The sequence below is a fragment of the Enterococcus sp. DIV2384 genome, assembly GCF_050534975.1.
Taxonomy (GTDB): Bacteria; Bacillota; Bacilli; order Lactobacillales; family Enterococcaceae; genus Enterococcus; species Enterococcus faecalis.
In genome coordinates, this window is the sequence record NZ_CP172905.1 from 489,129 (window position 1) to 503,119 (window position 13,991).

Consider the following 13,991-nt stretch of genomic DNA (forward strand, 5'->3'; position numbering starts at 1 on the left):
TTTTCTATCTTAGTGTAAATGTGTTAAAAAGACGATAAGAGCATTACACTTATGAGGAGGAGTTCTACGATGGAACAACAACCATTAACATTAACGGCGGCGACAACTCGTGCGCAAGAATTAAGAAAACAACTCAATCAATATTCCCATGAATATTATGTCAAAGATCAACCATCCGTAGAAGATTATGTTTACGATCGTTTGTATAAAGAGTTAGTCGATATTGAAACGGAGTTTCCTGATTTAATCACGCCAGATTCGCCGACACAACGTGTAGGTGGCAAAGTTTTATCTGGTTTTGAAAAAGCTCCGCATGACATTCCAATGTATAGTTTAAATGATGGGTTTAGCAAGGAAGACATTTTTGCTTTTGATGAACGTGTTCGTAAGGCGATTGGTAAACCCGTTGCTTACTGTTGCGAGTTGAAAATTGATGGGTTAGCAATTTCATTACGTTATGAAAACGGGGTGTTTGTACGCGGAGCAACACGAGGCGATGGAACGGTTGGTGAAAACATTACAGAGAACTTACGAACGGTTCGCTCTGTGCCAATGCGTTTAACGGAGCCCATTTCAGTGGAAGTTCGTGGCGAGTGCTACATGCCTAAACAATCCTTTGTCGCATTGAATGAAGAACGTGAAGAAAATGGCCAAGATATTTTTGCCAATCCTCGGAATGCAGCGGCGGGAAGCTTGCGCCAATTAGACACAAAAATTGTGGCAAAACGGAACTTAAATACGTTTTTATACACAGTTGCTGACTTTGGACCAATGAAAGCGAAGACGCAGTTTGAGGCATTAGAAGAGCTTTCTGCAATTGGTTTTAGAACCAATCCCGAACGGCAATTATGTCAGTCAATCGATGAAGTTTGGGCCTACATTGAAGAATACCATGAAAAGCGGAGCACTTTGCCATACGAAATCGATGGAATTGTGATTAAAGTGAACGAATTTGCGTTGCAAGATGAATTAGGTTTCACTGTCAAAGCACCTCGCTGGGCGATTGCCTACAAATTTCCACCAGAAGAAGCAGAAACAGTAGTGGAAGATATTGAATGGACAATTGGGCGCACGGGGGTGGTCACTCCTACTGCAGTCATGGCTCCTGTACGAGTCGCGGGAACCACGGTTAGTCGGGCAAGTTTGCATAATGCAGATTTTATTCAAATGAAAGATATCCGTTTAAATGATCATGTTATTATTTACAAAGCCGGCGATATTATCCCAGAAGTAGCGCAAGTCCTAGTTGAAAAACGTGCAGCCGATAGTCAGCCTTATGAAATGCCGACACATTGTCCAATTTGTCATAGTGAGTTGGTGCATTTAGATGAGGAAGTGGCGTTACGTTGTATTAATCCAAAATGCCCTGCGCAAATTAAAGAAGGGCTGAATCACTTTGTCTCACGAAACGCAATGAACATTGATGGCTTGGGGCCACGAGTGTTAGCACAAATGTATGACAAAGGATTAGTGAAAGACGTAGCGGATCTGTATTTCTTAACAGAAGAACAATTAATGACTTTGGATAAAATCAAAGAAAAATCAGCAAACAACATTTATACTGCCATTCAAGGGAGTAAAGAAAACTCTGTCGAACGTTTGATTTTTGGCTTAGGGATTCGCCATGTGGGGGCGAAAGCGGCGAAAATTTTAGCGGAGCATTTTGGTGATTTACCAACCTTAAGTCGTGCAACCGCGGAAGAAATTGTGGCTTTGGATTCAATTGGCGAAACAATCGCAGACAGCGTTGTGACGTATTTTGAAAATGAGGAAGTTCATGAATTAATGGCTGAACTGGAAAAAGCCCAAGTGAACTTGACATATAAAGGTCTCCGGACAGAACAATTAGCAGAAGTGGAGTCACCTTTCAAAGACAAAACAGTTGTTTTAACAGGAAAATTAACGCAGTACACTCGCGAAGAAGCCAAAGAAAAAATTGAAAATCTTGGTGGAAAAGTTACAGGGAGTGTTTCGAAAAAAACTGACATTGTGGTTGCTGGCGAAGATGCAGGCAGTAAATTAACCAAAGCTGAAAGCTTAGGCGTGACCGTTTGGAATGAACAAGAAATGGTCGATGCGTTAGATGCAAGTCATTTTTAAGAAGAAAAATTAACGTTGTCAGATTTTATGTAGTAATTTGATGGTATGCTTATTTTAGTCATAAAAGTTATATGAACGAGAACTTTCTGAGTTGAGAAAGGAGGTTGATGCTTATGCGCAATTCTTCTTACTTTAACGAAAGGAGCAATGTTTTTGTCCGTTGAAGCAGCGCTAGGACTGATGATTGGTTTTGCAACACTTGTTGTGACCATTATCTTCGGTATCTTAGCGCTTGTCTTAGACAACAAAAATAACCGTTCATAAGCTTTGAGGAGCTGAACGGTTAAGCGTTTGAAATAAAACCAATAACTCAGTAAGCCGCTAGTTCTTATAACTAGTAGTGGCTACTAGAGAGGTATGTTCCTGCATATCTCTCTTTTCATTTTCATAATAACATGTTTCCATCATTTTTGCGAGCGACAAATTATCAATGAAATTCAAGGTTTCATCTAAAATATCCGACCATTTTATGGTAGAATAGGAACAGAGTGAACAGCTGTGCTAAGCTGTTTAAAGAAATACAATCCAATTGATTAATCTGAAAATGAAAATTTCAGTAAATGATAGAAAGAAGGGTATCTATGGCAATTACAGAAGAACAAGTCAAACATGTCGCTAAATTATCAAAATTATCTTTCTCCGAAGAAGAATTAGCGGACTTTACCAATCAACTAGATAAAATTATTGATATGGTGGAATTACTAGAAGAAGTAGATACAACAGGGGTTCCTTTTACTTCAAATGTGAATGAATCAATCAATGTCATGCGTGAAGACGTAGCGACACCAGGAATGGACCGTAAAGAATTAATGCGGAATGTTCCGGAATCAGAGAATGGTTACATTAAAGTGCCTGCAATTATGGATAACGGGGAGGCAGGAGCCTAATGGAAAAATTATACGACAAATCGTTAACAGAGTTACATGATTTATTGGTCTCAAAAGAAATCACTGCAGTTGATTTAACCGAAGAAACATTAAATCGTATTCAAGATACAGAAGAACAACTAGGTTCTTTTATCACAGTTAGTGAAGAAAAAGCAATGGCATTAGCCAAAGCGATTGACTTAAAAGGCATCACTGAAAGTAATCCATTAGCTGGGATTCCTATTGGGATTAAAGACAACATTGTCACAAAAGATATTTTAACAACAGCTGGCTCAAAAATGTTACACAATTTTGACCCAATTTATGATGCGACCGTGATGGATAAAGTCTATCAAGCAGATATGATTCCTGTCGGAAAATTGAACATGGATGAATTTGCCATGGGCGGAAGTACGGAAACGTCTTACTTCAAGAAAACAAAAAATGCTTGGGATCAAACCAAAGTTCCTGGCGGTTCTTCTGGTGGTTCAGCTTCTGCTGTCGCAGCCGGACAAGTCCCAGTTTCTTTAGGGAGCGATACAGGTGGCAGTATCCGCCAACCAGCCGCATTCAACGGTATTGTGGGCTTGAAGCCAACTTATGGACGTGTGTCTCGTTTTGGCTTGATTGCTTTTGCTTCAAGTTTAGACCAAATTGGTCCATTGACACGAAACGTTAAAGACAATGCCTTAGCTTTAAATGCAATTAGTGGTTATGACGAAAAAGACGGCACTTCTGCAGGCGTTTCTGTTCCTGATTTTACGGCAGATTTAACTGGCGACATCAAAGGCATGAAAATTGCTTTACCAAAAGAATACTTAGGTGAAGGGGTACAATCGGATGTTCGTGAAGCGGTATTAAAAGCAGCAGAAACATTTAAATCTTTAGGAGCAACGGTGGAAGAAGTTAGTTTGCCATATTCTAAATACGGCGTAGCGGTTTATTATATTATTGCCTCTTCAGAAGCAAGTTCAAACTTACAACGCTTTGATGGTATTCGTTATGGTTACCGTTCCGAAAATGTCCAAAATCTAGAAGATGTCTATGTTAATTCACGTTCTGAAGGTTTCGGAACAGAAGTTAAACGTCGGATTATGTTAGGAACCTTCTCTTTAAGTGCTGGTTATTATGATGCGCACTTTAAAAAGGCTGGTCAAGTCCGTACACTAATCAAACAAGATTTTGAGAATGTCTTTGCGGATTATGACTTAATCATTGGCCCATCCACACCAACAGTTGCCTTTGGTCTAGGGGAAAACATCAATGATCCAATCACAATGTATATGAATGATATTTTAACCATTCCTGTCAACTTAGCAGGACTACCAGGCATGTCCATTCCAGCAGGCTTCTCAGAAGGCTTGCCAGTTGGTTTACAAATTATTGGAAAACATTTTGACGAACATACAATGTATAAAGCAGCCTATGCTTTTGAACAAGCGACAGATTTCCATACGAAAAAACCAGTCATTTTAGGGGGGAACGATTAATGAACTTTGAAACTGTCATTGGATTAGAAGTCCACGTAGAATTGAAAACCAACTCTAAAATTTTCTCCTCTGCGCCAGCGCATTTCGGAGCAGAACCAAACAGCAACACAAATGTGGTTGACTGGAGTTACCCAGGTGTTTTGCCTGTCATGAATAAAGGTGCCTTAGAATTTGGCATGAAAGCAGCACTTGCCTTGAACTGTGAAATTTCAAAAGAAACACATTTTGACCGTAAAAACTATTTTTACCCAGATAACCCGAAAGCATACCAAATTTCTCAATTTGATCAACCAATCGGACATGATGGTTGGATTGAAATTGAAGTCGAAGGCAAAAAGAAAAAAATCCGGATTGAACGTGTGCATTTAGAAGAAGATGCTGGGAAAAATATTCACGGCACAGATGGCTATTCTTATGTAGACTTGAATCGTCAAGGCACGCCTTTAATTGAAATCGTTTCTGAAGCAGACATGCGTTCACCAGAAGAAGCGTATGCTTACTTAGAAGCGTTGCGTTCAATTATCCAATTTACAGAAGTTTCTGATGTGAAAATGGAAGAAGGTTCTATGCGTTGTGATGCCAATATTTCTTTACGTCCGTATGGTCAAGAAGAATTTGGTACTAAAGCGGAATTAAAGAACTTGAACTCTATGAACTTTGTAAAAAAAGGTTTAGCTTATGAAGAAAAACGCCAAGCCAAAGTCCTATTATCTGGTGGCGAAATTCAACAAGAAACACGCCGCTTTGATGAAGCAACTAGTACAACGTTGCTTATGCGTGTTAAAGAAGGCTCAAGTGACTACCGTTACTTTCCAGAGCCAGATGTTCCTCGTTTTTCAATTGATGATGAATGGATTGAAAAAGTTCGCGCTAGTTTGCCAGAAATGCCAGCCTCACGTCGTGCCCGTTATATCAGTGAATTAGGTTTACCTGAATACGACGCAATGGTCTTGACTTTAACGAAAGAAATGTCAGATTTCTTTGAAGCAACTTTAGCAAACGGTGCAGATGCGAAACAAGCATCAAACTGGTTAATGGGCGAAGTTTCTGCTTACTTAAACAGTGAAAAAGTTGAATTAGCCGATACTAAACTGACACCAGAAAATCTAGCGGGTATGATTACTTTGATTAACGATGGCACAATCAGCTCGAAAATTGCGAAGAAAGTGTTCAAAGAGTTAATTGAAAATGGTGGAGACGCTAAAGAAGTTGTCGAAGCAAAAGGCCTTGTTCAATTATCTGATCCAGCGCAATTATTACCAATGATTAACGAAGTATTAGACAACAACCAACAATCAATTGATGACTTTAAAAACGGCAAAGACCGTGCAGTTGGTTTCCTTGTTGGACAAATTATGAAAGCAACTCGTGGACAAGCAAACCCAGGTGTGGTTAACAAGTTATTGCAAGAAGAGCTTTCAAAACGATAAGAAAGTAGCAGGCAAACCATGAAAAAAGCTAGAGTGATTTATAATCCAACGTCAGGAAAAGAGTTAATCAAAAAGAACTTAGCCGATATTTTATCTATTTTAGAAGAATGTGGTTATGAAGCCAGTGCATTTGCGACCACACCAGAAGAAAATTCAGCACGCAATGAAGCACATCGTGCTGCGCGGGCAGGATTTGATTTACTAGTAGCTGCAGGTGGAGATGGGACCATTAATGAAGTCGTGAATGGGATTGCTCCGTTGAAGCGGCGCCCTAAAATGGCTATTATTCCTGCTGGAACGACGAATGACTATGCACGGGCATTGAAGATTCCTCGTGATAATATCGTTAAGGCAGCAGAAGTGATTAAAAAAAATCAGACTGTCAAAATGGATATTGGCCAAGCCGGCAAAAATTACTTTATCAATATTGCGGCGGGTGGTCATTTAACGGAACTGACTTATGAAGTTCCATCAGAGTTGAAAAGTATTTTTGGTTACTTAGCGTACTTAGCTAAAGGAGCCGAAATGTTGCCGCGAGTGAAGCCGATTAAAATGCGCATGACATATGATGAAGGTGTATACGAAGGCAACGCATCAATGTTTTTCCTAGGTCTGACTAACTCGGTGGGTGGTTTCGAGCAAATCGTACCAGACGCTAAATTAGATGATGGTAAGTTTTCATTAATCATTGTAAAAACAGCCAATATTTTTGAGATTCTTCATTTAGTTGCGTTAATGTTAAATGGTGGAAAGCATGTTGAAGATCATCGACTAATCTATACAAAGACCAGCTATTTACATGCAGAAACGTTAGAAAAGAACAATAAAATGATGATTAATTTAGATGGTGAATATGGAGGCGATGCTCCAATGACCTTTAAAAATATGCATCAACACATTGAAATTTTTGCAAATGGTGATGCACTGCCGTCCAATGCAATTATGGGTTCTGTCTTAACTGGTAGCGATGAGATTGTCGTAGAATCAGAAGACGAAGAGGAAGAAGCATATAACGAAGCCAGCAAAGAATTTGTCAAAGAAGTTGAACGACTAACAGACGAAGATATTGATGGCGATGGAAAGATTGCCGAAAAAGAAAAGCACTAGGTAGTCCGTGAATAGCTAATGAAAGATTTAGTTGATAAGATCTTTCATTGGCTATTTTTTGAATAAGGGAAAGGATCTCATTCTTTTATTTACCCAAAAAGCTCAAACGGAATTGCTAAATCGCCATGAAAATTCGTTGTTGCTTTTCTTAGGTATTTTCATTAGAATGAGTGAAGTGTATAAAAAGAAGGAGCGACTTATGAAAAATTATCCAGTAAAGAAAAATGACGTCATTGAAGTAGAAATCATTGACTTGACGCATGAAGGTTTAGGCGTGGCAAAAGTGGACCATTATCCATTGTTTATTGAAAATGCCTTACCAGGTGAAAAACTTGAAATCAAAGTCTTAAAAACAGGCAAAAGTTTTGGTTATGGGAAAGTATTGACTGTCCTAAAAAGCAGTGAACAGCGTGTGCCCGTGAAAGATGAAAACTTTACAAAAGTCGGGATTAGTCCGTTGCAACATTTAGCGTACGGCGCCCAACTATCATTTAAAACACAACAAGTAGAAAATGTTATGCAACGTGTCGCTAAATTGCAAGAAGTCCCTGTTTTACCAACAATTGGGATGAACGATCCGTGGCATTACCGGAACAAAGCACAAATTCCCGTGCGTAAAATTGACAACCAACTACAAACAGGTTTTTTCCGGAAAAATAGCCATGATTTAATTCCGATGGAACATTTCTATATTCAAGACCCAGAAATTGATGCAGCAATTGTTAAAATCCGTGACATTATGCGTAAATATAGCGTAAAACCTTATAACGAATCTGATAATACAGGGAACTTACGCCATATTGTCGTTCGTCGTGGCTACCATACTGGGGAGATGATGGTTGTTCTAATTACGAGAACACCGAAATTATTCCCAATTAGTAAAATTGTGCCAGATATTTTGGAAGCTATTCCGGAAGTAGTCAGCATTGTACAAAATGTAAATCCAAAACGAACCAATGTCATTTTTGGCGACGAAACCATCTTATTACATGGGTCTGAAAAAATTACAGATACTATTTTTGATTTGAAATTTGAAATTTCCGCGCGTTCATTTTATCAAGTAAATCCACAACAAACAGAAGTGATGTATCAAAAAGTTAAAGAGTATGCGGCTTTAACAGGCAATGAAATTGTGGTGGATGCCTATTGCGGGATTGGGACGATTGGCTTAACTTTAGCCCAAGATGCAAAGCAAGTTTACGGTATTGAAGTAATTGAAGAAGCGGTCAAAGATGCAGAAAATAATGCTAAATTAAACAACATTGAGAATGCCACTTTCACGGCTGGTTTAGCGGAAGAATTATTGCCAAAATTAGTTGAAAATGGCTTGCAACCAGATGTTGTGGTGGTGGATCCACCACGGAAAGGGTTAGACGGTCAATTAGTAAACACATTAATTGAAACGCAACCTGAACGAATTGTTTATGTCAGCTGTAATCCAGCCACACTCGCTCGCGACATTGCATTATTAACAGAAGGTGGCTATGAAGCAAAAGAAATTCAACCAGTGGATAATTTCCCACAAACGACCCACATTGAATCTGTCACGTTATTAACAAAGGCGGTGGATTAAATGAATGAAAAAGAAAAAATGTTAGAATTAATTAAAAAGAAACAAGGTGGTGGCCGTTCTAAAAAAATGGAAACTCCCAAAAATGATCGTAAAAACATGCGCAAAGGGCCTAAAATTTTTAATAAATAAGCGGTTATTAGTAAAAAGTTGTCGCCCATTAATGAAATGGGCGACAACTTTTTTGTTAAAGCATTCCTAGCCAAACAAATAAGTTGTTATTTTGCTAGTAAATCTGTTATTTTAGACAAAAGACAAGGAGGGCTATTCAGTGGAATATGTAACAACATTAGAAGAATTAGAAGAAAAAATTACAGACAATCGTCTACAAGCCGTCTTTTTGACAGCAAAAAATTGTAGTGTTTGTACAGTTGATAAACCGATTGTCGAAAAAATTGCAACAAAATATGAATTTCCTACATACATTGCAGAAGCTGATAAAAGTCCAGAAATAATTGGACAATTAAATGCTTTTTCTGCACCGACCATTATCTTATACTATGAAGGAAAAGAAATTCATCGCCAAGCTAAAATTATTAACTTTCAAGAAATTGAAAAGAGAGTTCGACAAGTACAAGAAAATAGTTAATCAAAAAGGAAGCCACCGATCACGGAGAGGCTTCCTTTTTAATTATCTCGCTAAATGTTCAGTTTGTTGTTGAGAAAAAAGTTGATAACTGACAAAAACTTCTGCTCTTTTGCTTACTTCTAATTTAACGAAAATATTGTGGATATGTGTTTTTACTGTCCCGATTGATAGGAATAGTTCGTTGGCTATATCTTGATTTGTTTTGCACTCTAAAAGTAACGAAAGCACTTCTCGTTCTCGCTGCGTTAATTGATAGGCATCACAAAAAGGCGCCAAAAGTACGGGTTCATCTGATTGATTTTCTTCCAATTTAGCAGCGTCTTTTTCAAGAACCGACAGAGGAAAATCACGATTACAGAAGTAGATAATGGCGATCGAGAGAATGATTGTATAAATATCTTCAGAAACGTTTCGGTTGTTAATTTTAAAGACAATATCAGAATATTGGTCAATGTTAAAAATAACGAAGGTATCTTCCAAAAGAATCGCCACACCGAAACCAATGCTTAGCCAACCAATAAAACGAAGATATTTTTTCGCAAGGGCTGATAAAGGATCTATTCGTAATTGATAGAGCGCATAGCATCCAAGGTAAATTAAAAATAGCTGATTGGGTAAATAGTACAACCAAACTTTTAAGGCGGAATTTTGTGAAAATGGAATAGCTAGCATCCATAAACCAATTAAAAATAACCAGACAAATTGATAATTTTTAAAAGGACGACCACTAATAGTATTGATAATAGCCAGATAGGCAAAATTACAACAAATAAAAATGATGGTCTTTAAAAAAGGTGCGGTCATAAAGGTCTGATTATATTCGGTTGCAAACGAATTAATGAACTCAGTCATATAAACAATCACATTGTCACAAATAAAAATAACCATTAAAAAGAGAAGCAATAAAAAAATCGGTTGTTTATTTTTCAAGTAAAGATTTAAGGTAAAGGTTGAAGTAAACGAATATAAAATAATCAACAAGATGTTATAAATAAAAACAAATGTCACGATTGGAAACCCCTTTCATCTTTTATTTTAAGTGAATGATTTTTCAAAATAATTATACCATTTTCAAATCTATGATTGGTCAGAAATTAGAGAGAAATCCGCCTAAACTTTTATAAACCCCTGGTGTACCAACGGTTTATAACCATAAATAAACTTTTTTTAATGAAAAATTACGCCAAAAAAGAAAGCGTTTTCTGACTTTTGGCGGATAGTAAACTCTTCGCTAAACTTGGTAAAGTCGATGTGTAAACAAAAACAACTTTTAGGAGGAACACATCATGAAAAGAGATTACGTTACAACAGAAACATATACGAAAGAGGAAATGCACTATTTAGTCGATTTATCATTAAAAATTAAAGAAGCGATTAAAAATGGGTATTATCCGCAACTGTTAAAAAACAAATCTTTAGGAATGATTTTCCAACAATCTTCAACTCGAACACGAGTATCTTTTGAAACTGCAATGGAACAATTAGGTGGACATGGCGAATATTTAGCACCTGGTCAAATTCAATTAGGGGGACATGAAACGATTGAAGATACCAGCCGCGTATTGTCACGTTTAGTAGATATTTTGATGGCTCGTGTGGAACGTCACCATAGTATTGTTGATTTAGCTAATTGTGCTACCATCCCAGTCATTAACGGTATGTCTGATTACAATCATCCAACCCAAGAATTAGGTGATTTGTGTACCATGGTTGAGCATTTACCAGAAGGCAAAAAATTAGAAGATTGTAAAGTTGTCTTTGTTGGAGATGCAACACAAGTTTGTTTTTCTTTAGGATTAATCACAACAAAAATGGGCATGAATTTTGTTCACTTCGGTCCAGAAGGTTTCCAATTAAATGAAGAGCATCAAGCGAAATTAGCAAAAAATTGTGAAGTTTCAGGCGGTAGCTTTTTGGTCACAGATGATGCAAGTTCTGTTGAAGGCGCTGATTTCTTGTACACGGATGTTTGGTATGGCTTGTACGAAGCGGAATTATCTGAAGAAGAACGTATGAAGGTTTTCTATCCAAAATATCAAGTGAATCAAGAAATGATGGATCGGGCAGGTGCCAATTGTAAATTCATGCACTGTTTACCAGCAACACGTGGGGAAGAAGTAACTGATGAAGTGATTGACGGTAAAAATTCTATTTGTTTCGATGAAGCAGAAAACCGTTTAACATCTATTCGTGGCTTATTAGTATATCTTATGAATGATTATGAAGCAAAAAATCCTTATGATTTAATCAAGCAAGCAGAAGCGAAAAAAGAACTAGAAGTTTTCTTAGACACTCAAAGCATTTAACGGCCAACTGTCCACTGATTGAAAAAATGAATCAGTGGACAGTTTATAAAGAGAGGAAGAGTCTTCATGGAGGGGAAAAAGAAATTTAGTTTAACGAGTGCCATTTTATCAGTGATCTGTGTGGTTTTCGTTGCTGAAGCAGCGGCGCCTGTTGCTGCAATTGGTAATTCTCAGTTTTTTTGGTGGATTTTCTTATTAATTGCATTCCTATTGCCATATGGGTTAATTTCATCAGAATTAGGAACAACTTATATTGGTGAAGGGGGCATCTATGATTGGGTGACCAAAGCATATGGTCATCGTTGGGGTGCCAGAGTTTCTTGGTATTATTGGATTAATTATCCATTGTGGCTAGCTTCATTAGCCGTTATGACGCCAGAACTATTAACGACAATTACAGGTATTAAGTTTTCAACACCGATGATGATTATTGTTGAATTAATTTTTACTTGGATTGTGGTTTGGATTAGTTTTTATCCAGTCAGCGACAGTATCTGGATTCTAAATGGAGCTGCCGTAATCAAGATGGTTTTAGCAGTCTTAATTGGTGGGCTAGGGTTGTATGTAGCCTTGACGAAAGGTGTTGCCAATGAATTTACCTTGAAATCAATGCTGCCAACGTTTGACTTAAGGAGTTTATCTTTTATTTCTGTAATCATTTTTAATTTGTTAGGGTTTGAAGTCATCTGTACGTTTGCAGATGATATGGAAAATCCTAAGAAGCAAATTCCACAAGCTATTGTAGCAGCGGGGTTAGTCATTGCGGCCATTTATATTTTTTCAGCCTTTGGAATTGGGGTAGCGATTCCCACCGATCAAATTAGTACCGGCAGTGGTATGATGGATAGCTTTAAACTATTGACAGGCTCGACAGAAGGTTGGTTCATTATGTTGATGGCTTTCCTATTCCTTCTTACGCTGTTCGGCAACATGATTTCTTGGTCATTAGGAGTCAATAATACAGCTTGTTATGCTGCTGAAAATGGTGACATGCCTAAATTTTTTGAAAAACGTAGTAAGAAAAATGACATGCCAATTGGGGCTGCTTTGATGAATGGCATTGTGGCATCGGTGGTCATTGTATTAGCACCAATTTTACCTAATCAAGATTTATTCTGGGCCTTTTTCTCCTTGAATGTCGTCCTATTCTTGTTATCGTATATCCCAGTTTTCCCAGCTTTTTATAAGCTTAGAAAAATTGATCCCGATACACCACGTCCGTTTAAAGTTAACGGAAAACCAGGATTTTTAAAAGTTTTAGTGGTTTTGCCAATGATTATGATTATTATTTCACTGATTTTCACAGCAGTGCCTTTAGATTTTAGTCCCGCAGCATTAAATGAAAAATTACCAATCACAATTGGGGCAATCATTTTTATTCTGTTTGGTGAAGTAATTATTTACGTGAAAAAAATTAAGAAGGGAACGAAAGAAAATGGCTAAACGAATTGTAGGAAGTACCCCTAAACAAGATGGCTTTAGAATGCCAGGAGAATTTGAACCACAAGAGAAAGTTTGGATGATTTGGCCAGAAAGACCGGATAATTGGCGCGATGGTGGTAAACCTGTCCAAGAAGCTTTTACTAATGTGGCCAAAGCAATTAGTCAGTTTACACCGATGAATGTGGTGGTTTCTCAACAACAATTTCAAAATTGCCGTCGCCAATTGCCGCCAGAAATTACGGTTTACGAAATGTCAAACAATGATGCCTGGGTCCGTGATTGTGGACCATCATTTGTCATTAACGACCATGGAGAAATCCGTGGTGTGGATTGGACATTCAATGCTTGGGGGGGATTAGTAGATGGTTTATATTTCCCTTGGGACCAAGACGATTTGGTTGCACAAAAAATTTGTGAAATTGAGCATGTAGATTCTTATCGTACAGATGATTTTGTTTTAGAAGGCGGTTCATTCCACGTAGATGGACAAGGAACAGTCTTGACTACAGAAATGTGCTTATTAAGTGAAGGTCGAAATCCACAACTTTCAAAAGAAGCAATCGAACAAAAATTATGCGACTATTTAAATGTTGAAAAAGTTCTTTGGCTAGGTGATGGAATTGACCCAGAAGAAACCAATGGTCATGTGGATGATGTAGCTTGTTTTATTGCACCTGGTGAAGTGGCTTGTATTTACACCGAAGATCAAAATAGCCCATTTTATGAAGCGGCACAAGATGCGTATCAACGTTTGCTTAAAATGACTGATGCTAAGGGACGCCAATTAAAAGTCCACAAATTATGCTGTCCTGTCAAAAATGTAACCATTAAAGGCTCCTTCAAAATTGATTTCGTGGAAGGAACCATGCCACGAGAAGATGGCGATATTTGTATCGCATCCTATATGAACTTTTTAATTACAAATGATGGCGTGATTGTGCCACAGTATGGTGATGAAAATGATCGTTTGGCTTTAGAGCAAGTTCAAACGATGTTCCCAGATAAAAAAATTGTCGGCGTTAATACGGTAGAAGTTGTTTATGGGGGCGGCAATATTCATTGTATCACACAACAAGAACCAAAGCGCTAG

14 protein-coding genes are annotated in these 13,991 nt (G+C 37.8%); 12 read left to right on the plus strand and 2 right to left on the minus strand.

What is annotated here, in order from left to right; translation table 11 throughout:
* Positions 1 to 69: 69 nt before the first annotated feature.
* Positions 70 to 2,100 carry an NAD-dependent DNA ligase LigA gene (gene ligA, locus IGK54_RS02405; RefSeq protein ID WP_002358699.1) on the plus strand — a complete coding sequence of 677 codons (2,031 nt, stop codon included), beginning with the start codon at positions 70 to 72 and terminating at the stop codon, positions 2,098 to 2,100.
* Here ligA and IGK54_RS02410 read toward each other — a convergent pair.
* Positions 2,097 to 2,312: a hypothetical protein gene (locus IGK54_RS02410; RefSeq protein WP_002382998.1), complete on the minus strand. Its 216-nt coding sequence runs from the start codon at positions 2,310 to 2,312 to the stop codon at positions 2,097 to 2,099. The genes ligA and IGK54_RS02410 overlap by 4 nt on opposite strands.
* Here IGK54_RS02410 and IGK54_RS02415 point away from each other — a divergent pair.
* The 8 genes from IGK54_RS02415 (at position 2,278) to IGK54_RS02450 (ending at position 9,152) form a co-directional block, all read left to right on the plus strand.
* A complete protein-coding gene (locus tag IGK54_RS02415; RefSeq protein WP_306173767.1) occupies positions 2,278 to 2,364 on the plus strand; it encodes a hypothetical protein in 87 nt (28 codons plus the stop codon). The genes IGK54_RS02410 and IGK54_RS02415 overlap by 35 nt on opposite strands.
* A gap of 317 nt (positions 2,365 to 2,681) precedes the next feature.
* Positions 2,682 to 2,987 (plus strand): Asp-tRNA(Asn)/Glu-tRNA(Gln) amidotransferase subunit GatC, encoded by a 306-nt coding sequence (gene gatC / locus IGK54_RS02420; protein WP_002355569.1) that lies wholly within the window; start codon positions 2,682 to 2,684, stop codon positions 2,985 to 2,987.
* Positions 2,987 to 4,456: an Asp-tRNA(Asn)/Glu-tRNA(Gln) amidotransferase subunit GatA gene (gene gatA / locus IGK54_RS02425; protein WP_142957330.1), complete on the plus strand. Its 1,470-nt coding sequence runs from the start codon at positions 2,987 to 2,989 to the stop codon at positions 4,454 to 4,456. The genes gatC and gatA overlap by 1 nt, the downstream gene beginning before the upstream one ends.
* A complete protein-coding gene (gene gatB / locus IGK54_RS02430; RefSeq protein ID WP_002358703.1) occupies positions 4,456 to 5,886 on the plus strand; it encodes an Asp-tRNA(Asn)/Glu-tRNA(Gln) amidotransferase subunit GatB in 1,431 nt (476 codons plus the stop codon). Before gatA ends, gatB begins: the two co-directional genes overlap by 1 nt.
* A gap of 18 nt (positions 5,887 to 5,904) precedes the next feature.
* The gene (locus IGK54_RS02435) at positions 5,905 to 6,993 is read left to right on the plus strand and encodes a diacylglycerol kinase (RefSeq protein ID WP_002355572.1); all 1,089 of its coding nucleotides are present in this window, start codon (positions 5,905 to 5,907) and stop codon (positions 6,991 to 6,993) included.
* Between the two features lie 199 nt (positions 6,994 to 7,192).
* Complete coding sequence (rlmD, locus tag IGK54_RS02440) at positions 7,193 to 8,566, plus strand: 23S rRNA (uracil(1939)-C(5))-methyltransferase RlmD (RefSeq protein ID WP_002361260.1); 1,374 nt, start codon at positions 7,193 to 7,195, stop codon at positions 8,564 to 8,566.
* The gene (locus IGK54_RS02445; RefSeq protein WP_002355577.1) at positions 8,567 to 8,695 is read left to right on the plus strand and encodes a hypothetical protein; all 129 of its coding nucleotides are present in this window, start codon (positions 8,567 to 8,569) and stop codon (positions 8,693 to 8,695) included. It abuts the gene before it with no gap.
* Positions 8,696 to 8,834: 139 nt separating this feature from the next.
* The gene (locus IGK54_RS02450) at positions 8,835 to 9,152 is read left to right on the plus strand and encodes a thioredoxin family protein (protein WP_002355583.1); all 318 of its coding nucleotides are present in this window, start codon (positions 8,835 to 8,837) and stop codon (positions 9,150 to 9,152) included.
* Positions 9,153 to 9,194: 42 nt separating this feature from the next.
* On the opposite strand, the gene IGK54_RS02455 is transcribed toward IGK54_RS02450, so the two are convergent.
* Positions 9,195 to 10,040, minus strand: coding sequence for a helix-turn-helix domain-containing protein (locus tag IGK54_RS02455; RefSeq protein WP_016615336.1), 846 nt, complete (start codon positions 10,038 to 10,040; stop codon positions 9,195 to 9,197).
* Positions 10,041 to 10,438: 398 nt separating this feature from the next.
* On the opposite strand from IGK54_RS02455, the gene ptcA reads away from it, so the two are divergent.
* The 3 genes from ptcA to aguA all read left to right on the plus strand — a co-directional run bounded on the left by ptcA (position 10,439) and on the right by aguA (position 13,991).
* Positions 10,439 to 11,458 (plus strand): putrescine carbamoyltransferase, encoded by a 1,020-nt coding sequence (gene ptcA, locus IGK54_RS02460; protein WP_002355587.1) that lies wholly within the window; start codon positions 10,439 to 10,441, stop codon positions 11,456 to 11,458.
* Positions 11,459 to 11,524: 66 nt separating this feature from the next.
* Positions 11,525 to 12,901, plus strand: a complete 1,377-nt coding sequence (locus IGK54_RS02465) for an APC family permease (RefSeq protein WP_002355588.1) — start codon at positions 11,525 to 11,527, stop codon at positions 12,899 to 12,901.
* Positions 12,894 to 13,991: an agmatine deiminase gene (gene aguA, locus IGK54_RS02470; RefSeq protein WP_002364800.1), complete on the plus strand. Its 1,098-nt coding sequence runs from the start codon at positions 12,894 to 12,896 to the stop codon at positions 13,989 to 13,991. Before IGK54_RS02465 ends, aguA begins: the two co-directional genes overlap by 8 nt.

Bases quoted from the DNA above. Each gene is read 5' to 3' on its own strand.
- ligA (WP_002358699.1), top strand. From the start codon at position 70: ATGGAACAACAACCATTAACATTAACGGCGGCGACAACTCGTGCGCAA.
- IGK54_RS02410 (WP_002382998.1), bottom strand. From the start codon at position 2,312: ATGGTCACAACAAGTGTTGCAAAACCAATCATCAGTCCTAGCGCTGCT.
- gatC (WP_002355569.1), top strand. From the start codon at position 2,682: ATGGCAATTACAGAAGAACAAGTCAAACATGTCGCTAAATTATCAAAA.
- gatA (WP_142957330.1), top strand. From the start codon at position 2,987: ATGGAAAAATTATACGACAAATCGTTAACAGAGTTACATGATTTATTG.
- gatB (WP_002358703.1), top strand. From the start codon at position 4,456: ATGAACTTTGAAACTGTCATTGGATTAGAAGTCCACGTAGAATTGAAA.
- IGK54_RS02435 (WP_002355572.1), top strand. From the start codon at position 5,905: ATGAAAAAAGCTAGAGTGATTTATAATCCAACGTCAGGAAAAGAGTTA.
- rlmD (WP_002361260.1), top strand. From the start codon at position 7,193: ATGAAAAATTATCCAGTAAAGAAAAATGACGTCATTGAAGTAGAAATC.
- IGK54_RS02445 (WP_002355577.1), top strand. From the start codon at position 8,567: ATGAATGAAAAAGAAAAAATGTTAGAATTAATTAAAAAGAAACAAGGT.
- IGK54_RS02455 (WP_016615336.1), bottom strand. From the start codon at position 10,040: ATGGTTATTTTTATTTGTGACAATGTGATTGTTTATATGACTGAGTTC.
- ptcA (WP_002355587.1), top strand. From the start codon at position 10,439: ATGAAAAGAGATTACGTTACAACAGAAACATATACGAAAGAGGAAATG.
- IGK54_RS02465 (WP_002355588.1), top strand. From the start codon at position 11,525: ATGGAGGGGAAAAAGAAATTTAGTTTAACGAGTGCCATTTTATCAGTG.
- aguA (WP_002364800.1), top strand. From the start codon at position 12,894: ATGGCTAAACGAATTGTAGGAAGTACCCCTAAACAAGATGGCTTTAGA.